This window comes from Faecalibacillus intestinalis (assembly GCF_003024685.1).
Classification (GTDB): domain Bacteria; phylum Bacillota_I; class Bacilli_A; order Erysipelotrichales; family Coprobacillaceae; genus Faecalibacillus; species Faecalibacillus intestinalis.
On the sequence record NZ_PYLQ01000013.1, the window covers coordinates 1 to 21,397 of the forward strand.

Below are 21,397 nucleotides of genomic sequence, written 5' to 3' on the forward strand. Positions count from 1 at the left end.
AATACAGGTTTATTGAATAACTATGTTTATCCACTTATAGGTGATAAAAAAATCCAATCATTTTCAACATTAAATGTCGATCAATATATTAATAAATTGACTAAAACTAAAAATGTGAATTATGGTGTAAGAAAAAATGCACCTCAATATGTATCGCCTAACACAATAAAATCAGTAGTAAAATTATTAAGATGTGCATGGCGACAAGCTCTTAGATGGGAAGTTGTAAAGAAAAATGTGTTCATTGATTGTAATTTACCTTATTGTGAATCTAAGGAAAGAGAAATATGGACAGCAACAGAAATACAGCATGCTTTAGAAATATGTGAAGATCAAATATTATATTTGTGCATAAACTTGTCTTTCTCTTGTTCACTGAGAATAGGTGAATTATTAGCACTTACTTGGGATAATGTATTTATTGAAGATGAAGATTTTGAAAAAGACAATACTAGATTAATTATAGATAAACAATTTGTTAGAATTGATAAGGAAATGATAGGTGTTTTAACTAAGGATGAAATCTATAAACAATTTGATACACAATTAAAAAGAGAATGTAAAACAGTATTGGTTTTAAAATCACTTAAAATGAATGGTAAAGCAAGAACTGTGTGGATACCTCGAACAGTTGCTTATATGTTAAAAGAGTGGAAGAAAAAACAAAATGAAATAAAAAAGAAATTTGGTAGTATCTATGATGAAAATGATCTTGTTATTTGTTTTGAAGATGGAAATCCAATAGAAAAAACAAATATTGAAAAAAGATTTAAAAAGTTTATAAAAGTGAATAATCTACGAGAAGTAGTATTTCATTCTTTGAGACATTCAAGTGCAACTTATAAACTTAAATTAAGCAAAGGGGACATCAAAGCAACCCAAGGGGATACTGGTCATAAATCAGCCGATATGATAACTAAAAGATACGCACATATTATTGATGAAGATAGAAAAGTTAACGCTACAAAATTTGAAGATGAATTTTATGCTTCTAATGAAACAGAGGAAAAAGATGATGCATCAGAATTGTTGGATATACTAAAAAATAATGATGCATTAAGAGAACAATTAAAAAAAATGTTATCTTTATAAATGGACTACAGGTCCATTTTTTTCATTGAATTTAAGGCTAAATTACTATAAAATTATTAAAAACAAGGGTTTTCCTAACAATGGCTGTCATAAGTGAGTTCGAATCTAACCGAGGATGAATTAGAAAACATAGTAAAATCAAGGCTTTTGAAGGAATATTTCAAACGAGAAAATTTGATGTTTTCTAACAGATTTCTAACAAAGACATAAAAAAACAGCAAAAAATAGATAAAATTAGAAAAATTATAAGAGATCAAGAAATCTTCAAAAGTGTTGGTGTATATAGACTTTAAGGGATTGGAGAAAAAAATCAAACTAAAAAAATTGGTGGTTGTTAGCCTCCTAAGCGATAGATCGGGTGTTCGAATCACCTCGAGGACGCCAATATGATTAAAAAGTCTTGATTTCTCAAGGCTTTTTTATTAATTGAAATTTGGCAATAGAAGTGAAAATAATAAATAAAAATTGATAGAAAGAAATGTGTAATGTAGATGATTGTTTAAATAGTTCAATTAATTACAATAGATGAGGTTGAATATGATAATAGGTTTTTTATTTACTATAAAGGGTGCATTTAATATATTGAAGGGGTTAAACTATTTTATTTTCAAAGATAATTTTAAAATGATTCCTATGGAATTAACATCTGTATATAAATCACCTGTTAGTGTTTATGAAATTACGTATATATATTGTTATCAATCTATTCATCAAGGAACGAATGTAAAATATAAAACCAAAGGACATGATTATAAAAAAGAAGTAGGAGATACTGACTTCTTTTATTATGATGAAAGATTACATATTGTTTATGAAGATGAAGAATATGTTACTTCTTATATGATTTTAGGAATATTTTTATTTTTATTTGGATTAAGAATAATTTTTTTGTACATATAAAAGAGGATATGATATTTTAAATTTAATGCAAAAAAGATTGTAGGACAGTATCTACAATCTTTTTTGTTCTATAATGAGAACAAAGCTCCTAATATTTGTATTTGTGTTCTGGTATCAGAACACAAGATGCTATTTGATGTTTTTTGTTCTATAATGAGAACATGAAATAATATGACATTTATCAATTGTATTTATATACAAAGATGATAAAATGAAGTCACAAGGGGGATTTGTATGGAAAAAGAATTGAATTGGGCAGTCATAGGAACAGGTGTGATTGCTAATGAAATGGCACAAGCTTTACAAAGGATGGATAAAACACTTTATGGAGTTGCTAATAGAACACAGGCAAAAGCTATTGATTTTGCAAAGAAGTATGGTGTTAAAAAAGTCTATGATGAAATTGATGAAGTGTTTGATGATGAAAATGTTGATATTATTTATTTGGCAACATCACATAATACGCATTATCAATTTATAAAAAAGGCGTTAGAACATGGAAAGCATTTATTTGTAGAAAAATCAATTACGTTAAATAGTCGTGAATTAGATGAAATGATAGCACTTGCTAAAGAGAAAAATTTAATTCTTGCAGAAGCCATGACCATTTGGCATATGCCAATCTATAAAGAATTATGGAAAATCGTGCAAAGCGGTGAACTTGGTAAAATGCAAATCATGACAGTAAACTTTGGAAGTTTTAAAGAATACGATATGAATAATCGTTTCTTTAATATGAATCTTGCTGGTGGGGCTTTATTAGATATTGGGGTCTATGCTCTTTCTGCAGTACGTAGTTTTATGTCTAAACAGCCAAATGAAATTGTAAGTCAAGTGAAGTTTGCACCTACAGGCTCTGATGAACAAGCAACGATTTTACTTAAAAATGAAGATCAACAAATGGCAACGATTGCTTTATCAATGCATTCAAAACAACCTAAAAGAATTATGATTTCTTTAGAAAAAGGGTATATTGAAGTTTATGAATTTCCTCGTGGACAAAAAGCAACGATTGTGGATGCTGTAACAGGGAAACAAACAGTTATTGAAAAAGGAAATACTGAAAAGGCACTTTATTATGAAATGTGTGATATGGAAGAAGCTGTTAGAAATCAAGATGATTCACATTTAAATTTAGAGTATACAAAGGATGTCATGGATATTATGAGTCAACTTCGTAAAGAATGGAAAATGCAATATCCAGGAGAAAAATGGTAAGGACAAATTTTTTGTCCTTTTCTTTATGCAATGATAAAATAAAGTAAATAAAGGAGGATCATTATGGATAAAGTATTAAAATTTTTAAAAGACGCAGAAACTTATTATTTAGCAACAGTAGAAGGTGATCAACCAAGAGTAAGACCCTTTGGAACAGTACATGTTTTTGAAGGAAAGCTTTATATTCAAACAGGAAAAGTCAAAGATGTTTCAAAACAACTTCATCAAAATCCTAAAGCAGAAATTTGTGCTTTTAAAAATGGAGAATGGTTACGAGTAAGTGGAAAATTAATCGAAGATGATCGTAATGAAGCAAGACAATCTATGTTAGATGCTTATCCAAGTTTACAAAAGATGTATAAAGCAGATGATGGCAATACGGAAGTTTTCTATTTTGAAAATGCTACAGCTATTTTTTCATCATTTACTCACGAACCACAAATTATTAAATTTTAATCATAAGTTATCTATTAAAGAAGCTATAATTATTTATATAAATGGACAAATAAGATGAATTGTCAATATATGGATAGATAAAGAGGATTATGCATTGTTGTTAATATTTCATTTAATATAATAGAATTAGATAAAAGAAAGGATGAAATATCTATGTTAAAGAATGAAAAAGGACAAGCAGTTGCACCAAAAACAGTCATAATGACAAAAAAAGATTTTGAAGATCAAGGAAATACCCGTGTTTATTGGTTAGGTGGAGGAGGAGCCATGATCAATGACCATGGAACAGTGATTATGATAGATCCCCTATTAGAAGGCTTTGATATGCCTTTATTGATTGATATGCCAATTGATGTAAAAGATGTACCGCATGTTGATGCTATTTTAGTATCCCATGTAGATAACGATCATTATTCAAGACCAACGTGTAGAGATTTAAAAGATATTTGTAAAGAATATCATACTTCTTATTATGTTGCTTCTTTAATGAAAGAAGAGTGTGGTGTAGATGGAATTGGACATGATATAGGAGATCATATTCAAATTAATGATATTGATGTTGAACTTACACCTGCTGATCATGCTTGGTAAAATCAAATTGCTAAATATAATTATCGTGTATGGGAAAATCGTGAATATTGTGGTTTCTATGTAAAAACACCAACAAAGAAAATTTGGTATGTAGGAGATTCTAAATTGATGGACTGTCAATTACATATGGACCCGCCAGATGTTATGTTCTTTGATTTTGCAGATAATCCTGTGCACATTGGTTTAGAAAATGCCTATAAACTTGCCAATATTTATCCAAATACAAAACTTGTTTTAATTCATTGGGGAAGTGTTGATGCACCTGAAGCAAGTGCCTTTAATGGAAATCCACAAGATATTTTAGACAATGTCGTTAATCCTGAAAGAGTTGTTATTTTATCACCGGGTGAAGAATATGTTGTTGATTAAGAAGTAGAAATCATGAAATACAGTGAAGTTAAAGATTTTAATTATGATGATTGTTTTAAACTTAGATGTTTAATTGTTGAAAAACATGACAAACATAAAGAACCATTTACGATTAGAATTTATATGGATGATCTTATTATCTTTCAATATATCATGCAAAGATGAAGGAAATGTTTCTCGTGGTAGAACCCTTCTTTGTACAAAGCAAAGTGAGTGTTGTTTTAGGTATCAAGCTAAGTTATGGTTATAAAGATTTATGTTTTAGCTTTAAAATCATCACTTCATCAACAAATGCCACTTGCTTGGAAAAAGGAACAATTTTTTTTACCAGCAACAACTGTTTTTATCAAATGTGCAAGAGAATACTTTAAGAGATGATAGAAATATCATCTATTTTAATACCTAAAAGGTATCGTTATTGATAAATTATAAGTATTAGATATTTAAAATAAAGCGAATTATAATAAAGATGTAAAGAAAGAGTGATACGAATAACAATTGAAGAAGCAAGTAAAAAATATAATATTCCAATTCATATCCTTAAAGAATATGAAAGTTGGGGATTGTGTTAAGAAGTTAAAAAAGTAATGGGATCTTGGCAATATGATGAAACAGACTTAAAAATATTAAGTTTGATTATGACATTATACGATTTAGATTTTTCGGTTTAAGAAATAGAAAAATATATGAAACTTTCTTTAAAAAAGAATGAAAATGAATGTTTAAAACTATTAAATAAAAAAAGAAAAGGAATCTTAGATGAAGTTCATCTAAAAGAAAAACAATTATCCAGAATTGATTATTTAAGATATGAAATGGATCGGGGAAATAAGAAATGAAAAAGATTTGTACATTGATGTAACCTTTACTTTTAGTTTTTACCTGTAGTGCTTGTAGTAGTAAAAAAGCAACCGCTAAAAAGAAAACAAAACACAAACAGATTTAAAGGAAGCCAATTCAAAATCATTAGTTATTTATTTCTCTTGGTTTGGAAGTACTCAAAATATTGTCAAGGAAATACAAAAACAAACCAATTCAGACATCTTTGAAATCATCCCAGAAGTAGCTTATAGTGATGACTATGATACGGTTGTTGATGATGCGAAAAAGGAATAACAAGAAAAATCAAGACCAAAGATTAAAAATAGAGTTGAAAATATTGATGAATACGAAACCATTTACGTAGGATATCCAAACTGGTGGGGAGATATGCCTATGATTCTTTATACATTCTTTGATGATTATAATTTATCTAACAGAACGATTGCACCATTTTGTACAAGTGGTGAAAGTAGATTGTTAGATACTGAAAAAACAATTCAAGTAGTGGTACAGTGGTAAAAGGATTGCACGTTTCAAAGTCAGCATTAAAAGAGGATTCAAACGATGTAAAAGAATGGGTAAATGAAATTAAATAAAAGGAGAGAAGAAGGATGAATTTATATGCAACAGATAAAGAATATAAAGAAAGATTTGATTATTTTTTAGAAGAAGTTAAAAATGATGAAGGAAATAAATTAGATGAACCTACTCGTTATTTAGCTATCTTATCCGTTTTAATGGGAAACCAAGGAATTTGTGCTTATGAAGAAGTTCTTGAAAAAGCTTTAGATGTTTTATCACCTATACAAGTTAAAGAAATGGTTTATCAAGCAACTGACTATTTAGGATATGGAAGAATGCTCGAATTTTTAAAAGTTACAAATGAAGTATTTAATAAAAAGGAAATCGAACTTCCATTACAGTCACAAACAACAACGACTATTGAAGATAGATTAGAAAAAGGAATTCAAGCACAAGTAGATATCTTTGGGGAACATATGAATGAAGCTTGGAAAAAAGCAACTGTCAATAAATGGTTAGCAGCTAACTGCTTTGGTGATTACTATACAAGAACAGGTCTAGATTTAAAACAAAGAGAAATGATTACTTTCTGTTTCTTATATGGACAAGGTGATTGTGTTCCTCAAGTTATGGCCCATATTCAAGGAAACTTAAATTTAGGTAATGATAAAGCTTTCCTTACAAATGTTGTTTTACAATGTGTTCCATATATGGGATATCCTCGTAGCTTAAATGCACTTGCTTGTATTAATAAAGTAGAAGACTAAATATTGAATATTTGTGGTATTGCAAAGCAATACCACTTTTCATATATAGAGGGGTGGGAAAACGATGGAAACTATTGTATTACAAGGAAGTCCAAATAGTAAAGGATCAATGAATATCCTCTGAAAACTTTATCAAGTGAGCAAATGAAAAGAGGTATGAAGTAAGAAGCTTTAAGGTTTCGAAAATGAATATTAAACCTTGTCTTGGCTGGGTTGCCAAATCATTATTACGTAATGATTTCTTTATGGACAAATATAGGATTTTATAACAAAAAAAGGGTTTAGCTGAACCCTTATTCAATTTCTATCCAATATCTTTGAATTGTTTTACTATCTTTAACAATTTCATTTTCTAAAATGGCACCATTGTTTTTAATTGATTTTGCAGAACCAATATTATCTTTATCACAAACAAGTAATACTTTATCAATATTTAACTTTTGACATTCTTTTAAAGCTAAACCGATGATTTTAGTTGCATAACCTTTTCTTCTTTCACTGGGTCTTACCCCATCTCCAATATGTCCACCATAATTTAATAAATAATCATTAAGTTCATGACGAATGTTGACGGCTCCAACCATTTTGTTTCTTTCTACATCTAAGGCGAAAAATGTTGAATCTTCTACCAAACCAGGTTTTGGATTTTTTAAATCAAGATTATTAATATAATAATCAAAATTATGATAATCATTTTTAAAAATAGAAGCTGGAGAAGTATTAGCTTCAGAATGATTATTATTATAATCAATCCACTCCTTCAACATATCAACAATTAAATCTTGATATTCATTTGATGCTTTTACTAATTTAATAGACATAATATAATCTCCTTTTATTGAAATATTTCTATTATTATAACATTTGTAGAACATAATAAAACCCTTTATTAAGTTGTACTTAATAGAGGGAAAGTGCGTATTATCTATTTTATTAAATATTTTAATAAATCTTTAATTGTGACAATGCCATAAAAACATGGGTTTTTTAAAACAATAATATCTTCATAAAAATGTGAATGTTCATTTTCAAGAAAAAGTTGACAAACATTTTTAATAGGAAGATGTGATGGAACAATCAAAGAATCTTTAAAAAGATTAGGTTCAACAATATCTAAATCACAAAGTATATTTTCTCTTTTTAAATAACCTAAATAATGTCCTTCATCATTGATAACATAAATTCTTTGAGTGGTATTATTTTCTTCAAAAATTTGATAAGCATTATTTATATTTTGATAGGTTTTTAATGTACAAGGGAAATGACAAAGAGAATCTATTGTAGGAATATCTAATGTTTTCTTATATTTGTTGTATAATTTTTTGATAGTTTCTTTGATATCTGGTAAAAGATCATCAAAATTATCAACAGGTTTCTTTAAATAATAACCTTGACCATATTCAATACCTAATTGAATTAAACATTCAAGTTCTTCCTTTGTTTCAATACCTTCAACAATTAATTTATAATGCATAACTTTACAATAGTTGACCATGACTTCTACCATTGTACGCTTATCTTTATTTAAATGAATATCTTGAATAAGTTCTTTATCTAATTTGATATATTCAGGTTGTGTATGATTGATTCTATTTAAATTAGAATAACCTGAACCAACATCATCAATAGCAATTTCAAAACCTTGACTACGATAATGTCTAACGGCTTGTTTAAATAAATGTTTATCCTCAATAGAAGTTGTTTCCGATAATTCAAAGACAATATTATTAGAATCTAAATGATATTTTTTTAAATATTCTTTTGTAAATCCTTGAACAAAATCTGAATCTAATAAAATATTAGCATCTACATTAATAAATAACTTCTTACCTAAAGGCATTTGTTGACTTGCTTTAATAGCACATTTACGACATAGTTGATCTAATTTCCATGATTGTTCAAGTGTATTGGCAATCTTGAACAATTCTTCAATATTAAGAGTACATGATTCTAAAGTGATACGGCTTAAGGCTTCAAAAGATACTATTTCTCCTGTTTTTAAGGAAACAATAGGTTGAAAAACACTTTTTATTTTCTTTTCATTAATTATTTTAAAAAATTCATTGATTTTCTTTTCGTTTAATTTCATTTATCTATCCTCTATTCTTTTTAAAATATATAGAAAGAAGAATGATATTTCTATCAATAAAAACTAAGGAAATTGTAAAAAATAGGTAAAAAGATTTTGTTATAATAAAACAAAGGAGAAAGCATATGAAAGAAATAGAATATAAAGTACTAGGTGTAGATGATTTAGAATTATTAGTAAAGATAAGAATAAAAGATTTAAAAATGTTTTCTAATCAAAAAATAACAAATTCTACAATAGAAAACATTAGAGTTTTTTATAAAGAAAAAATGTTAAAAGATGAATGTCATACATTGGTGGGCTATCATTTAAATCAAATTATTTCAACAGCTACAATTTACTATTATGATATCCTTCCAAGTAATGAAAATTCCAAAGGAAAAGTTGGACAAATAACGAATGTTTGGGTAGATGAAAATTATCGACATTTAGGGATTGGTAGATATATGGTAGAATATCTTATTGAAAATTATCAAAAAGATGTTGGAATGATTTGTTTGAATAGTTCAAAAGAGGGAATAAACATGTATTTACATCTTGGATTTAAAAAGAAAGATAATTATTTGATTTATAAGAATGGATAGTGTTGAATAATATTATTTACAATAACTATTTTTCTTTATAAAATTGGACGAGAAGTAAGTATACCGTTGCCAATATGCGGAATAAAAATGGTTGTAAGTAGTAATCCTTCACTATTGAGAGAGGGTTTTTATTTTATAAAAAAAGGAACATTAATTTTGTTCCTTTAAACTTTCTTTATAGCTTCTTCCAATAGGAAGATGTGTTTGTTCTTTTAAAATAACTTCTTGATTTTTAATTTCTTGAATAAATCTTTTGTTAATAATGTATGATTTGTGAATTTGAATAAAATCAAGAGATTGTATTTCTTTAATAAATTGACTTAATGTTTTTCTTTCAATCATTTCTCCATTAATAGAATGAATAATAATTTGATGTCTAAGTGATTCGATATAATAGATTTGTGATAATCTTATTTTTGAAGTAATTCCATTTCTTTGATAAAGATAATATTGAAAGTTTTTTTGAATTTGTTTTTGAATAAAATCATGATAATGAATAAATTGCTTTTCTAATTCATTATTAATGAAATAAAGATGTGTTTGCATTTGTAAACAAATGCTTACAAGATCAAAATCTTTAGGTCCAATAATATAAATAAGTGTACTATCTAATTTCTTAAGATGATTTAAAATATTTAAATCATTCTTTTTTTCTATTTCTACAAAATAAATATCTTGAATTGTTTGATGTGTATAATTCGTAAGTTTATATTCTATTTGTAAATCATTAAAGAATTGTTGAATAAGTGGTTCTATTTGTTTGTAATGTTTTGAAATAAGAGAAATTCTAATCATGTTTTTTCTCCTTTTCAATAGCTACAATATATTGATCAAGATTTTTATTTGAACGTATGACATCTAATAAATGATAAGAATCAATAAAACATACACCATTTTTTTTCATGAGTTCAATGCCTTTACTAAAAGTTTCTTTATCAGAACTTACTAAATTTTCAATAATATATTGAGAACCATCCAACATATTAAATTTAAACACAATTTTATTTCCAGAACCATTTACTAAATATTTTGATGGATAAAAAGAATAACGATAATAAGAGATTTGTACAAAATCAATTTGTGAAAGTTTTAAATTGATTTGATATCTAGGATATTTATTTTTAAAAAGAAAAGAATAAAGATACTTTGCTTTATCTAAATTTTTATCAAAATAAATGTATCTTAAATATTTTTGATCAACTTCCCACATAGTATTAGCGAAAACTATTCCTGGTAATACTAAACTATAAATTATTAATAATATAATAATAAGAACACCAAAAAACATTATTCTTTCATAAAAATGTTTATACATGATAAAGAAAACACCTAACCACCAAACAACAAAAAGTAAAATAACAAAGTTTAATAAGATGATTTTTCTTTTCTTTATTTTTCCAACAGTAACTTTCATAACTTCCTCCTGTACGCGTATTATAACATAGTTTTTTTATTTGGATTTTGTTGTTGGGGACAGGTTGATGGTTGTTGGTGCCTCTTTGCTATTTATTTAAAAGAATAGGATTAAAGTATAGATAAGGAGGAAAAGAAGATGAAGAAAAAGGTAATAATGATCGGTGTTGTTTTAATTGTGTGTTTAGGAACTATTTTTTATAATATGCAAAAGAGGGATCCTTATAAAAGTTATAATCATTTAAAAACAAGTGAAGTTTTAAAAGTAAAGGAATTTAATCGATATTGGGTTTATTTTTATTCAATGGATAATCAAGAAAGCATGGATTCTAAAAATGGGATAGCTCGTCTTAATAAGGCAGTAAGTAATGTTTATTTTGTGAAAATAAAGGATAAAGAAGTAGTTATTGAAAATCAAAAAGTTAAATCAGCTACATTACTTTATATAAAGGATCATCAAATAACAAAAGAATACAAAGGATTAAAACAATTAAAAGATCATAGTGATGAAATATTACAAATGAGTTGGTAGAAAAAAGTTTAAAGCTTTTTTCTACTTTTTTAGTATAATGATAAAAAAGAGGAAAAAGATGATGAAAGAAATAAAATTAACGGATATTAAAGGTGTAAAAGTAGGACAATATGAAAATCAAGAAGCAGCTACAGGATGTAGTGTTGTTATTGTAGAAAATGGAGCGACAGCTGGAGTAGATGTTCGTGGTGGAGGTCCTGCTACAAGAGAAACAGATTTATTGAATCCAATCAATATGGTGCAACAAATTCATGCTGTTATGTTAAGTGGTGGGAGTGCTTTTGGTTTAGATGCAGCTAGTGGTGCCATGCAATATCTTGAAGAACATGGTGTTGGTTTTGATATGTCTGTAGCAAGAGTACCAATTGTATGTGGTGCTTCATTATTTGATTTATCGGTGGGAAATTCTCATGTAAGGCCAGATAAAGAAATGGGGTATAAGGCTTGTCAAGATAGTGAAAATGATTTGATTAAAGAAGGAAATTATGGCGCTGGTTGTGGTGCTAGTGTTGGTAAACTTTTAGGATTTGAACATGCCATGAAAGGTGGTATTGGAACATATGGTGTACAAGTTGGAAATGTTCAAGTAGCAGGGATCGTTGCTGTCAATGCTTGTGGAAATATTATTGATTATCAAACGCAAGAAATATTGGCAGGTGTTAATATTGATAAAAAATGTGTTTCGGCTAGTCAAATTATTTTAGATCAAATGGATCAACTTAGAAAATTACCGGATGGTAATACAACCATTGGATGTATTGTAACGAATGTCAAACTGACTAAAGCACAATGTACAAAGATTGCTGGAATTAGTCATAATGGCTACGCTAAAAGTATTGATCCAGTTCATACAATGAGTGATGGGGATACAATTTTTGTATTAAGTACAAATGAAGTTGATGGAATGGTTGATGCTGTTGGTATTTTAGCTGTTGAAGTCATTTCTAAATGTATTCAAAGAGCGATTAAAAAAGCTAAGAGTGGATATGGTTTATTAGCTTATCAAGATTTGAAAAAATAATCGAAAAAGCATATAATTTTCTCGTTCGTATATTTTGATATTAAAAGAGATCTATAAGACTCTTATTAAGACATTTGAAATAGCGAATACCATAAAAACGTTGCATCTTTTATGAGCGACAGTAGGAGGATTATATGAAGTCGAAAAAGACACAGTACATGACTTCAATGGCTTTATTTTTAGCGATTGAAATCATTCTTGTTGTGACACCCCTTGGATATATTCCAATTGGACCATTAAATGCCACAACAATGCACATTCCTGTCATTATTGCAGGAATCGTATTAGGAAAAAAAGCAGGAGCTGAGTTGGGTTTTGTTTTTGGATTAACAAGTTTAATCAAGGCAACGATTCAACCAGGCATTACATCTTTTTGTTTTTCCCCATTTGTGACAATAGGCACAATGTCAGGAAATTACAAAAGTCTTTTGATTGCTTTTGTTCCTAGAATTTTACTTGGCTATTTAGCTGGACTCGTTTTTGGAATCATGAAAAAGAATAATCGTGAAAACTTAGGTGTTGTTGTAGGTGCTTTAACAGGAGCTATTACAAACACAGTGCTTGTTTTATCAGGAATATACATATTCTTTGGTGAAGCATACGCGAGTGCGGTAGGAGTGCAATACTCTACTTTAGTAACGGTATTATTAGGAGTTGTTTCTACAAATGGTATTTTAGAAGCTATTCTAGGGGCAATTGTTTCACTAGCTATCTACAAAGCATTAAAACCAATCTTAAAATCAAAGCAGGTCGATTGACCTGCTTTTTAAAGGAGATCTTTATGAAATACATATTTGTTAGACATGGAAAGACACATTTTAATGAAATACAGCTCAAACAAGGATGGTGTGATTCACCTCTTACAAAGCAAGGAATAAAAGAAATAGAAAATATGGCAGAACAGTTAAAGGATTATAAAATAGACGCTGCTTATACTTCTCCAATATTACGAGCAAAAAATACAGCACAAATAATTTTAAAAAATCATTCTGTTTTATTAAATGAAGATGGTCGTTTAAAAGAAGTGAATTTTGGTCTTTTAGAAGGATTACCCTGTTTATTTGTAGATAAACTTCAATTAGAATCTTCTAATTGGTTAGATGATTTACAAATGGATTATACTGGATATGAAGGTGAAAATGTTGAAGATGTAATTCAAAGACATTTTGAATTATTAAATGATATAGAAAAGAAATTTCAAGATGATGATACGATTTTAATGGTAGGTCATGGATGTTCTTTATATGCATTTATTAAAACGTTATTAAAAAATAAAACACTTGATTTTCCACAAAATGCCAGTGCAATTATAGTTAATAAAGTTAATAATGAATATCAATTAGAAACAGTATTGAATCCAAAATAAAAAATCTTGAAAATCTTGAAATAATCAATAATTTTATTGACATGAGTGGCATATGATGGTAATATCTACGTGCAATAAAAAGTAGTGGAAAGAAGAAGTGCCTACTTCTCGCCTGATTGATTTTGTCGATAGGCAAATGTCACTAAGATTTAATCTTAATGTCAATGGTGGGTACTCAGTGTGCTCACTTTTTATTTCAACTATAATAATTGGAGGTGGCTTTTATTAGCAGATTTGATAACAGAAAACCAAAACAACCTGATGATTTAGTAAACGAAAGAGTTCGTTTTAAGGAAGTGTTGGTTATTGATCAAAACGGTGATCAATTAGGAGTAAAAAGTAGTAGAGAAGCGTTGGATATTGCTTATGATGCAAATTTAGATTTAGTTTGTGTTGCACCTAATGCAAAACCACCAGTTTGTCGTATTATGGACTTTGGTAAATATCGTTTTGAACAACAAAAGAAAGCAAGAGAAATGAAGAAAAACTCTAAAGTAGTAACTTTAAAGGAAACTCAATTATCAGTAACTATTGATACTCATGATAAAAATGTTAAATTAAAAAGAACATTAAAATGGTTAGAAGAAGGAAACAAAGTTAAAGTTGCAATCAGATTTAGAGGTAGACAACTTGCACACGTTGATTTGGGTAAAAAAGTTATTGATGACTTTGTTGAAGAATGTGCAGAAGTTGGTCAAATTGAAAAACCAGCAAAATTAGAAGGACGTACTTTAACAGCTATATTAGCACCAAAAAAGAAAAAATAATTAATGGAGGAAACAATTATGCCAAAAATTAAAACACATAGCGGATTAAAAAAACGTTTAAAAAGAACAGGTAGTGGAAAATTAAAACGTAGCCATGCTTACATTTCACACTTATCACACAATAAAACTCATAAACAAAAGAAACACTTAGCAAAAGCTACAGTAGTAAGTGCTTCAGATTACAAGAGAATTAAATCAAGATTACCTAAATAATTTTAGTTAAAAATAAATACAGGAGGAATACACAATGGCAAGAGTTAAAGGTGGATATACAACTAGACATAGAAGAAAAAAAGTTATTAAATTAGCCAAAGGATATTTTGGAGCTAAACATAAATTATATAAAACTGCTCATGAACAAGTAATGCACTCAATGGCATATGCTTATAGAGACAGAAGAAACTTAAAAAGAAATATGAGAAAATTATGGATTGCACGTATTAACGCTGCAGCTAGAATGAATGATATCTCATATTCTAAATTAATGCACGGTTTAAAATTAGCTAATGTTGAAATCAACAGAAAAATGTTATCTGAAATCGCTATTTGCGATCCAGAAGGTTTCACAGCTATCGTTGAAACAGCTAAAAAAGCTTTAAATGCTTAATAAATCATGGACCAACTGAGTTGGTCCTTTTTTAATTATCATATTCGTTGACATTCTTTTTAAATAAGTATATTCTTAAATCATAGTAAAACGATAGGAATAAGGAGAAATGGAAAAATGAGCAAAGTAAAAAACAGTTTTTTAGACCTAGTAGGGAATACACCACTAGTAAGAGTAAACAACTTAATCAAGAAAGATGAATTGAAAGCGGATGTACTCGCAAAACTAGAATACTTCAATCCCGCAGGATCAGCCAAAGATAGAATTGCAAAAGAAATGATCCTAGATGCACTAGAAAAAGGATTGATCAATGAAAATACAACATTGATTGAACCAACAAGTGGAAATACAGGAATTGGACTATCAGCTGTAGCAACAGCATTGAATCTAAAGATCATTATTACAATGCCAGAAACAATGTCGGTAGAAAGAAGAAATCTTATGAAGGCATATGGAGCTGAATTAGTCTTAACACCAGGAAGTGAAGGAATGAAAGGAGCAATCGCCAAAGCAAAAGAATTGGCATCACAAATCGAAAACAGTTTCATTCCAGGACAATTTGAAAATCCAGCGAATCCAACAGCACACTATAAAACAACAGGACCAGAAATCTATGAACAAACAGAAGGAAAAGTAGATATCTTTGTAGCCGGAGTAGGAACAGGAGGAACAATTTCAGGGATTGGGAAATACTTGAAAGAAAAGAATCCAGAAGTAAAAGTAGTGGCAGTAGAACCAGCAAGCTCACCGGTATTATCAACAGGAAAAGGTGGAGCACATAAGATCCAAGGGATAGGGGCAGGATTTGTACCAGAGACATTGGATACAAAGATCTATGATGAAATCATTACAGTAGAAAATGAAGATGCATTTGCGACAGGAAAAGAAATGGCAAAGACAGAAGGAATCTTAGTAGGGATTTCATCAGGAGCAGCATTATATGCAGCTAAAGAACTAGCCAAGAGAGAAGAAAATGCAGGGAAGATAATTGTCGTCTTATTACCAGATGGTGGAGATCGTTATTTATCAACACCTTTAATTCAAGATTAGGGAAATTATTTTCCCTTTTTTTAAAAGGAGGATATAGGGATGAAAAATTTTCAATTCAAGATACAACAAGAAGTATTAGATTTAGGGGTAAAAATAAAAGGTGTAAGAATACATGGTATTAATAATACTGTGTATTTTTCATCTTTAAATGATTATATTGATGTTCATGTTAAACGTCTTTTAGAAAATAATACACTTGATACGTTAAAAGAAAATCAAATTATTCAAGGTTTTTATGATTTACATAAAGAAGTAGGAATTCCTAAAAGAAAGAATTTACCTGCAAGTGAAAATCTATTAAAGAATTTATTAAAAAAACAAGGATTTCATAAAATTAACCCATTAGTAGATATCTATAATCTAATTTCAATGGATACTAAACTTGCATTAGGGGCGCATGATTTAGCAAAAACTGAAGGAAATATTAGTTTAAAGTTAACAACAGGGAATGAAAACTATATTCCTTTAGGTAGCGAAGAAGCAAAAGTTGTTAAAGCAGGTATTTATAGTTATATAGATGATGCTAATGATATTATTTGTTTTAGTGAAATAAGACAAGTTGATAAAACTAAAGTCACAAATGAAAGTGAAGATATCTTTTTTATAGTTCAAGGAAATAAGGAAACATCTGATAAGTATGTAGAAGAAGTAGCTAAAGAATTGATTACAGTTGTGACTTATTATTTAAGAGGAGTAGGAGAAATTATTTAAGACATTTTAGAGCATATTCTAAAATATTTTTTTATTTTATGAAAAAAATCAAAATAAAAGGGTTAACATGATAAAATAATCAAGTCTTATCCAATTTTGCTAAATATGTCGAACTCGACATATTTTTTGTTGTTATTTAATGAAAGCGCTATTATAATGGAAAAAGGGAATTGGGGAGATGTCAATGAATCAAGAATATCAAGTGCTTGTTGTGTTAGATTTGTTGGTGACACAAATGAACAAATTTGCAAGTAGAAAACTAAAACCTTATGGAATCAAGTTTAATGAATTGAATATTATTCGTTTTATTGAAAAGGCGGATGGTCCGGTTTATCAAAAAACAATTTGTCAAGAATTTCAGCTTTCTCATTCAACAGTAGTGGGAATTGTTTTTCGCTTAGATGATTTAGGTTATCTTTTAATTGGTAATAGTCGTGTGGATAAAAGACATACGAATGTTACAATTACAGAAAAGGGAAAACAATTGATTCAAGAGACAGAAGATATCTATCAAGAAATCATAGGAAAGATGAAAGTGATTATTTCTGATGAAGAAATGAACACAATTATTCAATCTGTTGATCAAATCAAAGAATTATTTAAATAGGAGGTTATTATGGGAACATTTAGGTTTTCAATGAGAATGCTTGTTAAAGATTATAAAAAGAGTCTTTTTTATGGGATTACGTTAATATTTGCGGTTGCCGTATGTTTTGTATTTTTCAATATTATTAATAATCCAGATTTAGCTGATCAAGCGATTGCTAGAAGTGGTGGTACATGGAATGATGTACAAATGCCTTTTTCTTCAGTTTTGTCATTTTTAATTATTTGTTTTTGTTGTTTTATGATTTTCTTCGCAAATAATTTCTTTTTATCAAGAAAGACAACAGAACTTGCTATTATGGCTATGTCTGGTTCAGGGTACATTAATTCAACGATGTATGTTTTATATCAAACATTTACTTTGTTGATTCTTGCTACGCCTTTAGGAATTTTAATTGGGAGATGTGTGGTTCCTTTTTCAAATGATTACATGTATCAAATGTTAAGCGTTTCTAAAGATCCATCCATTATACCAAGTGAAGCTTATCTTTATTCCTTTATCTTAGTTGCCATTGTTTTATCAATGATTTGTGTTTTAACGGCAGGCTTTTTACATAAAAATGATATTCAAACTCTTTTAAGTCAAGAAAAAGAAATGAAAGTTAAAAAAAATACAAAAAAAGTGTTTCACTTACTTTTTTTGGAATCTATATTTTTGGAATTGTTATGATGTTTATGAATCCCCATGAACCAACTGCTTATATTGCACCAACGCTTGTAGGGTTATCGGGGGCAGTAGGGGGGATTCGATATGTATTACCAGATATTGTAAGGAATTTAAAAAGAGGAATTTTTCTTACAAAAAGATATATTCTTATTTCAATTTCTAATTTAAATTATTCAATTCAAAGATCACTTCTTTTATTTTCTTTAATGACGGTAGCTGTTACAGGAATGCTTGCCATTCTTGCTTCTAATATTCATTCACCACGTGAATTTACGACAGGAGTTATTGGTTATGTGGTCGTTATTGTTTTACTAGTTGTTTCGATTATTTATAAGTTATCGATGGAAGCTATGACTAGAAAAACACTTTTCTTGAATTTATGGAAAATCGGTTATACCAAAAAAGAACTTAATAAAATAGTACGACAGGAAGTTATTAGTTATTATTTTGTTTTGATTTTAATTCCGCTTGTTTATATTGTTTTTATATCAGGACGTTTTATTTATTATGGAGATATGTCACTTCAATTTGCATTTATCTATGTTTTATCTTATGTTATACCAATTATTATTTCAGGATTTATTACTTATGTTCAATATATCAATGCAGTAGTTAAACCAATCAAAGGAGGAAAATAAAATGGAAAGAAAAGAAATACTTGTTGCTGATAAAATTACAAAAATTTATGGAATTGGAACAAAAACACTTTATGAAGCTTTACATGAAGTTTCACTAACAATGTATGAAGGTGAATTTGTGTGTATTATGGGACCTTCTGGGGCTGGTAAATCGACCTTCATTAATAACCTTTCAACTATTGATATTCCTACAAAAGGAAAAGTCTTTATTAATGGTAAAGAAGTACGTGTTATGTCAGAAGGGGAAATTGGTAAGTTTAGATATGAAAATTTAGGTTTTATTTTCCAAGAATTTAACCTCTTAGATAGTTTAACTATTTTTGAAAATATCGCTGTACCACTAACTCTTGCAAATGTGGATAAAAAAGAAATTACCAAAAGAGTCGAAGAAGTTGCTAAAAAACTCGATGTAGCGCAAACTCTTGATAAATATCCTAATGAATGTTCAGGTGGTCAAAGACAAAGAGTAGCTATTTGTCGTGCTTTGGTTACTAGTCCTAAATTGATTGTTGCTGATGAACCAACTGGAAATCTTGATAGTAAAAACTCTCATGAAATTCTTTCTTTATTTAAAGAACTTAATGAAAAAGAAGGTGTCTCTATTTTAATGGTAACACATGATAGTAAGATTGCTTCTTATTCTTCTAAACTATTATATATTAAAGATGGCATTATTGATCGTACGATTGAAAGAGAAGGATTATCACAAAAAGAATATTTTTATAAAATAGTTGATATTAATTCAAGTGAATCACAAGAGTTGTTTGAATAATGGGTATCATTAAACTTGCATTTGTTTCTTTAAAGAAAGATATGTCAAAAAGTATCTTTTACTTTTTGACCTTTCTTCTTACAACTATTTTTATATTCTCTTTTTTTAATCTTACGTTTAATCCTTATTCAGGCATTCATTTGGGAAAAGATGATACAACCTTTGTGACGCCCGTTGCAGTCTTTGTGATTGTTATTGCTATGCTTTGTGTTTTTCTCGCAAATAACTTTTATGTTTCTAATAAAGGAAAAGAAATTTCGATTATTTTGATGTCAGGAGCAAGTATTTATCAATTAGGCTTCTACTTATTTTTACAAGTTTTTACAATCATGCTTTGTGCGATTCCTTTAGGTCTTGTTTTAGGTTATTTACTCATTCCAACAATCAATTCATTATTTATGATGACTTTTAAATATAGCGGACAGCTTTTCTATTTATCAAGCCAAACTTTTCCAGCAACATTTATGATTCTTGCTTTTGAAGTTATGTGGTGTTCTATGTTGAATTTAGGTTATTGTGTAAGAAGTACGATTAATTCTATGATTCATGATAAAAATAAAATAGATTTAAGTGGTTTAAAAGGTCCACAAATTACGAGTAAAGTTTTTATTATTCTTTATTTTGTGCCAATGGTTTTATTCTTATTTGTGAAAGATTCAACTTCTTATATGTTTATAGCTTTATTTGGCTTGATTGGTATATCAGGGCTTATTAAAAAAGTATTACCAGAATATATTCGAAAAAGACAAAGAAATAATTCATTAGAGAATTCAGAAGATTTAATTTCATTAGGATTTTTTCATAGTGATATTCAAAAAATCTTTGGATTATTGCTGATTTCGTTGCTTTCCTCTGTTTTACTTACTTGTATTATCGTTTATACAATAAAACAACCACTTGTTTCAATGGTTGCTTTAATGTCTTATGTTTCAGTGATGATCTTAATGTCATTGACGATTGTTTTTAAAATAGGAATGGAGCTTTCTAAAAGAAAAGGTAATTTTGAAAATCTTTGTCGTTTAGGTTTTTCTCTTGAACAATTAAAAAGAATCATAAAAAAAGAAATGATTTGTTTCTATGGTGTTATTCTTTTACTTCCATTATCCTATCAAATCATTATCTTATGTAATTTACTTCTAAGAGCTAAAATTACGTTTTATTTATTTTTAATTATCTTAATTATACAAATTGTTCCTTTATTTATAAGCTATTTATTAAGTATCAAACTTTATAAAGGCATTTTACCAACTTCAATCATTATGGAAAAATAATTATTTAAAGAATCTTTTAAAAAAGGATTCTTTTTTCTTTACTTCAAAAGGATTACAAGGAGAGTCGGTCTTTAAATCATAAAATGTGACTTCTTGGTTTGTGGTTTCAAATACACAATAAGTAGGATGAGGGTACTGACCGCGAGGAAAAGTCATACTTCCTGGATTGATAAAAATTGTGTTTTCTTTTTTATAATAAGTTGGATTATGTGTATGACCAAAACAAACGACATCTAGATGATGATTGGAAGCATACGCTTCAAGTTCATAAGGGGATTCATCAATGTGGAAAAGATGTCCATGACAAATAAAGAATTTCAAATGATCAATATCCAGTGTTAGATCTTTTGGTAAATCAACAAAATCATTGTTTCCTCGAACATTATAGAAGTGATCTACTTCTAAAGGAGTATAAGGCATATAGATATCACCACAGTGAATATAATAAGATGCTGGATGATTTTTAATAAATTGTAATAGGGTTTGTTTGGTCATGGAATGACTATCGGATAAAATCATAATTTTCATAAATAACCTCCTTAAATATGCTATAATTATTTTATCAT

The 21,397-nt window shown here is 28.5% G+C and carries 28 protein-coding genes and 2 pseudogenes; 25 read left to right on the plus strand and 5 right to left on the minus strand.

Translation table 11 applies throughout. The features are described 5' to 3' along the window. The 10 genes and pseudogenes from C7U54_RS09285 to C7U54_RS09320 form a co-directional block, all read left to right on the plus strand. A partial coding sequence (locus tag C7U54_RS09285; protein ID WP_107030103.1) for a site-specific integrase occupies positions 1–1,092 on the plus strand: 1,092 nt, incomplete at its 5' end. A gap of 537 nt (positions 1,093–1,629) precedes the next feature. Beyond that, positions 1,630–1,992, plus strand: a complete 363-nt coding sequence (locus tag C7U54_RS09290; RefSeq protein WP_107030104.1) for a hypothetical protein — start codon at positions 1,630–1,632, stop codon at positions 1,990–1,992. A gap of 234 nt (positions 1,993–2,226) precedes the next feature. Continuing rightward, positions 2,227–3,210 (plus strand): Gfo/Idh/MocA family protein, encoded by a 984-nt coding sequence (locus tag C7U54_RS09295; RefSeq protein WP_107030105.1) that lies wholly within the window; start codon positions 2,227–2,229, stop codon positions 3,208–3,210. Positions 3,211–3,273: 63 nt separating this feature from the next. After that, positions 3,274–3,666, plus strand: coding sequence for a pyridoxamine 5'-phosphate oxidase family protein (locus C7U54_RS09300; RefSeq protein ID WP_107030106.1), 393 nt, complete (start codon positions 3,274–3,276; stop codon positions 3,664–3,666). Between the two features lie 294 nt (positions 3,667–3,960). Continuing rightward, a pseudogene (locus tag C7U54_RS09305) lies at positions 3,961–4,626 on the plus strand (MBL fold metallo-hydrolase). Between the two features lie 12 nt (positions 4,627–4,638). Further along, positions 4,639–4,791 carry a hypothetical protein gene (locus tag C7U54_RS14600; RefSeq protein WP_155522452.1) on the plus strand — a complete coding sequence of 51 codons (153 nt, stop codon included), beginning with the start codon at positions 4,639–4,641 and terminating at the stop codon, positions 4,789–4,791. Positions 4,792–4,866: 75 nt separating this feature from the next. Next, complete coding sequence (locus tag C7U54_RS14605; protein WP_155522453.1) at positions 4,867–5,004, plus strand: hypothetical protein; 138 nt, start codon at positions 4,867–4,869, stop codon at positions 5,002–5,004. Between the two features lie 308 nt (positions 5,005–5,312). Then, positions 5,313–5,465, plus strand: a complete 153-nt coding sequence (locus tag C7U54_RS15230; protein ID WP_227352247.1) for a hypothetical protein — start codon at positions 5,313–5,315, stop codon at positions 5,463–5,465. Positions 5,466–5,598: 133 nt separating this feature from the next. Next, a pseudogene (locus C7U54_RS15555) lies at positions 5,599–5,967 on the plus strand (flavodoxin). A 92-nt stretch (positions 5,968–6,059) separates the two neighbouring features. Beyond that, positions 6,060–6,737: a carboxymuconolactone decarboxylase family protein gene (locus tag C7U54_RS09320; RefSeq protein WP_107030107.1), complete on the plus strand. Its 678-nt coding sequence runs from the start codon at positions 6,060–6,062 to the stop codon at positions 6,735–6,737. 293 nt (positions 6,738–7,030) lie between these two features. Here C7U54_RS09320 and C7U54_RS09325 read toward each other — a convergent pair whose 3' ends face one another. Both C7U54_RS09325 and C7U54_RS09330 read right to left on the minus strand, forming a co-directional pair. Beyond that, positions 7,031–7,558 (minus strand): GNAT family N-acetyltransferase, encoded by a 528-nt coding sequence (locus C7U54_RS09325; RefSeq protein WP_107030108.1) that lies wholly within the window; start codon positions 7,556–7,558, stop codon positions 7,031–7,033. A gap of 104 nt (positions 7,559–7,662) precedes the next feature. After that, on the minus strand, positions 7,663–8,826 hold the full coding sequence (locus C7U54_RS09330) for an EAL domain-containing protein (RefSeq protein ID WP_107030109.1): 1,164 nt from the start codon (positions 8,824–8,826) through the stop codon (positions 7,663–7,665). Between the two features lie 125 nt (positions 8,827–8,951). Here C7U54_RS09330 and C7U54_RS09335 point away from each other — a divergent pair, with 125 nt between their 5' ends. Further along, positions 8,952–9,410, plus strand: coding sequence for a GNAT family N-acetyltransferase (locus tag C7U54_RS09335; RefSeq protein ID WP_107030110.1), 459 nt, complete (start codon positions 8,952–8,954; stop codon positions 9,408–9,410). Positions 9,411–9,560: 150 nt separating this feature from the next. Here the strand turns inward: C7U54_RS09335 and C7U54_RS09340 are convergent, their stop codons facing one another. Further along, a complete protein-coding gene (locus tag C7U54_RS09340; RefSeq protein WP_107030111.1) occupies positions 9,561–10,205 on the minus strand; it encodes a LytR/AlgR family response regulator transcription factor in 645 nt (214 codons plus the stop codon). Next, on the minus strand, positions 10,198–10,824 hold the full coding sequence (locus C7U54_RS09345; protein ID WP_107030112.1) for a hypothetical protein: 627 nt from the start codon (positions 10,822–10,824) through the stop codon (positions 10,198–10,200). Before C7U54_RS09345 ends, C7U54_RS09340 begins: the two co-directional genes overlap by 8 nt. 138 nt (positions 10,825–10,962) lie before the next feature. Between C7U54_RS09345 and C7U54_RS09350 the strand changes: the two genes are divergently transcribed. The 14 genes from C7U54_RS09350 to C7U54_RS09410 all read left to right on the plus strand — a co-directional run bounded on the left by C7U54_RS09350 (position 10,963) and on the right by C7U54_RS09410 (position 20,831). Continuing rightward, positions 10,963–11,355 carry a hypothetical protein gene (locus C7U54_RS09350; protein ID WP_107030113.1) on the plus strand — a complete coding sequence of 131 codons (393 nt, stop codon included), beginning with the start codon at positions 10,963–10,965 and terminating at the stop codon, positions 11,353–11,355. A gap of 58 nt (positions 11,356–11,413) precedes the next feature. Next, on the plus strand, positions 11,414–12,376 hold the full coding sequence (locus C7U54_RS09355) for a P1 family peptidase (RefSeq protein WP_455737475.1): 963 nt from the start codon (positions 11,414–11,416) through the stop codon (positions 12,374–12,376). 134 nt (positions 12,377–12,510) lie between these two features. Next, positions 12,511–13,134: an ECF transporter S component gene (locus C7U54_RS09360; RefSeq protein ID WP_107030114.1), complete on the plus strand. Its 624-nt coding sequence runs from the start codon at positions 12,511–12,513 to the stop codon at positions 13,132–13,134. A 23-nt stretch (positions 13,135–13,157) separates the two neighbouring features. Further along, the gene (locus C7U54_RS09365) at positions 13,158–13,742 is read left to right on the plus strand and encodes a histidine phosphatase family protein (RefSeq protein ID WP_022002090.1); all 585 of its coding nucleotides are present in this window, start codon (positions 13,158–13,160) and stop codon (positions 13,740–13,742) included. Between the two features lie 209 nt (positions 13,743–13,951). Continuing rightward, entirely contained in the window at positions 13,952–14,509 is a 558-nt protein-coding gene (infC, locus tag C7U54_RS09370; protein ID WP_032089875.1) for a translation initiation factor IF-3, read from the plus strand. Positions 14,510–14,527: 18 nt separating this feature from the next. Next, positions 14,528–14,722 (plus strand): 50S ribosomal protein L35, encoded by a 195-nt coding sequence (gene rpmI / locus C7U54_RS09375; RefSeq protein ID WP_022002088.1) that lies wholly within the window; start codon positions 14,528–14,530, stop codon positions 14,720–14,722. A 34-nt stretch (positions 14,723–14,756) separates the two neighbouring features. Continuing rightward, complete coding sequence (gene rplT / locus C7U54_RS09380) at positions 14,757–15,116, plus strand: 50S ribosomal protein L20 (RefSeq protein ID WP_022002087.1); 360 nt, start codon at positions 14,757–14,759, stop codon at positions 15,114–15,116. Between the two features lie 117 nt (positions 15,117–15,233). Beyond that, complete coding sequence (gene cysK, locus C7U54_RS09385; protein WP_107030115.1) at positions 15,234–16,166, plus strand: cysteine synthase A; 933 nt, start codon at positions 15,234–15,236, stop codon at positions 16,164–16,166. A gap of 39 nt (positions 16,167–16,205) precedes the next feature. Next, complete coding sequence (locus C7U54_RS09390) at positions 16,206–16,877, plus strand: B3/B4 domain-containing protein (RefSeq protein WP_107030116.1); 672 nt, start codon at positions 16,206–16,208, stop codon at positions 16,875–16,877. A gap of 184 nt (positions 16,878–17,061) precedes the next feature. Continuing rightward, a complete protein-coding gene (locus C7U54_RS09395) occupies positions 17,062–17,484 on the plus strand; it encodes a MarR family winged helix-turn-helix transcriptional regulator (RefSeq protein WP_107030117.1) in 423 nt (140 codons plus the stop codon). A 9-nt stretch (positions 17,485–17,493) separates the two neighbouring features. Beyond that, entirely contained in the window at positions 17,494–18,153 is a 660-nt protein-coding gene (locus C7U54_RS15240) for an ABC transporter permease family protein (RefSeq protein ID WP_241522599.1), read from the plus strand. Next, entirely contained in the window at positions 18,150–18,788 is a 639-nt protein-coding gene (locus C7U54_RS15245; RefSeq protein ID WP_241522600.1) for a hypothetical protein, read from the plus strand. The genes C7U54_RS15240 and C7U54_RS15245 overlap by 4 nt, the downstream gene beginning before the upstream one ends. A gap of 1 nt (position 18,789) precedes the next feature. Further along, on the plus strand, positions 18,790–19,560 hold the full coding sequence (locus C7U54_RS09405; protein ID WP_107030118.1) for an ABC transporter ATP-binding protein: 771 nt from the start codon (positions 18,790–18,792) through the stop codon (positions 19,558–19,560). Positions 19,561–19,700: 140 nt separating this feature from the next. Next, complete coding sequence (locus C7U54_RS09410) at positions 19,701–20,831, plus strand: FtsX-like permease family protein (RefSeq protein ID WP_162297509.1); 1,131 nt, start codon at positions 19,701–19,703, stop codon at positions 20,829–20,831. Here C7U54_RS09410 and C7U54_RS09415 read toward each other — a convergent pair whose 3' ends face one another. Beyond that, positions 20,832–21,359, minus strand: coding sequence for a metallophosphoesterase family protein (locus C7U54_RS09415; protein ID WP_032089881.1), 528 nt, complete (start codon positions 21,357–21,359; stop codon positions 20,832–20,834). Between the last annotated feature and the right edge of the window lie 38 nt (positions 21,360–21,397).

Bases quoted from the DNA above. Each gene is read 5' to 3' on its own strand.
- C7U54_RS09405 (WP_107030118.1), top strand. From the start codon at position 18,790: ATGGAAAGAAAAGAAATACTTGTTGCTGATAAAATTACAAAAATTTAT.
- C7U54_RS09350 (WP_107030113.1), top strand. From the start codon at position 10,963: ATGAAGAAAAAGGTAATAATGATCGGTGTTGTTTTAATTGTGTGTTTA.
- C7U54_RS09395 (WP_107030117.1), top strand. From the start codon at position 17,062: ATGAATCAAGAATATCAAGTGCTTGTTGTGTTAGATTTGTTGGTGACA.
- rplT (WP_022002087.1), top strand. From the start codon at position 14,757: ATGGCAAGAGTTAAAGGTGGATATACAACTAGACATAGAAGAAAAAAA.
- C7U54_RS09355 (WP_455737475.1), top strand. From the start codon at position 11,414: ATGATGAAAGAAATAAAATTAACGGATATTAAAGGTGTAAAAGTAGGA.
- C7U54_RS14600 (WP_155522452.1), top strand. From the start codon at position 4,639: ATGAAATACAGTGAAGTTAAAGATTTTAATTATGATGATTGTTTTAAA.
- C7U54_RS15240 (WP_241522599.1), top strand. From the start codon at position 17,494: ATGGGAACATTTAGGTTTTCAATGAGAATGCTTGTTAAAGATTATAAA.
- C7U54_RS09360 (WP_107030114.1), top strand. From the start codon at position 12,511: ATGAAGTCGAAAAAGACACAGTACATGACTTCAATGGCTTTATTTTTA.
- C7U54_RS15230 (WP_227352247.1), top strand. From the start codon at position 5,313: ATGAAACTTTCTTTAAAAAAGAATGAAAATGAATGTTTAAAACTATTA.
- rpmI (WP_022002088.1), top strand. From the start codon at position 14,528: ATGCCAAAAATTAAAACACATAGCGGATTAAAAAAACGTTTAAAAAGA.
- C7U54_RS09325 (WP_107030108.1), bottom strand. From the start codon at position 7,558: ATGTCTATTAAATTAGTAAAAGCATCAAATGAATATCAAGATTTAATT.
- C7U54_RS09330 (WP_107030109.1), bottom strand. From the start codon at position 8,826: ATGAAATTAAACGAAAAGAAAATCAATGAATTTTTTAAAATAATTAAT.
- C7U54_RS09335 (WP_107030110.1), top strand. From the start codon at position 8,952: ATGAAAGAAATAGAATATAAAGTACTAGGTGTAGATGATTTAGAATTA.
- C7U54_RS09340 (WP_107030111.1), bottom strand. From the start codon at position 10,205: ATGATTAGAATTTCTCTTATTTCAAAACATTACAAACAAATAGAACCA.
- cysK (WP_107030115.1), top strand. From the start codon at position 15,234: ATGAGCAAAGTAAAAAACAGTTTTTTAGACCTAGTAGGGAATACACCA.
- C7U54_RS09295 (WP_107030105.1), top strand. From the start codon at position 2,227: ATGGAAAAAGAATTGAATTGGGCAGTCATAGGAACAGGTGTGATTGCT.
- C7U54_RS09365 (WP_022002090.1), top strand. From the start codon at position 13,158: ATGAAATACATATTTGTTAGACATGGAAAGACACATTTTAATGAAATA.
- C7U54_RS15245 (WP_241522600.1), top strand. From the start codon at position 18,150: ATGATGTTTATGAATCCCCATGAACCAACTGCTTATATTGCACCAACG.
- C7U54_RS09390 (WP_107030116.1), top strand. From the start codon at position 16,206: ATGAAAAATTTTCAATTCAAGATACAACAAGAAGTATTAGATTTAGGG.
- C7U54_RS14605 (WP_155522453.1), top strand. From the start codon at position 4,867: ATGGTTATAAAGATTTATGTTTTAGCTTTAAAATCATCACTTCATCAA.
- C7U54_RS09415 (WP_032089881.1), bottom strand. From the start codon at position 21,359: ATGAAAATTATGATTTTATCCGATAGTCATTCCATGACCAAACAAACC.
- C7U54_RS09345 (WP_107030112.1), bottom strand. From the start codon at position 10,824: ATGAAAGTTACTGTTGGAAAAATAAAGAAAAGAAAAATCATCTTATTA.
- C7U54_RS09320 (WP_107030107.1), top strand. From the start codon at position 6,060: ATGAATTTATATGCAACAGATAAAGAATATAAAGAAAGATTTGATTAT.
- C7U54_RS09290 (WP_107030104.1), top strand. From the start codon at position 1,630: ATGATAATAGGTTTTTTATTTACTATAAAGGGTGCATTTAATATATTG.
- C7U54_RS09300 (WP_107030106.1), top strand. From the start codon at position 3,274: ATGGATAAAGTATTAAAATTTTTAAAAGACGCAGAAACTTATTATTTA.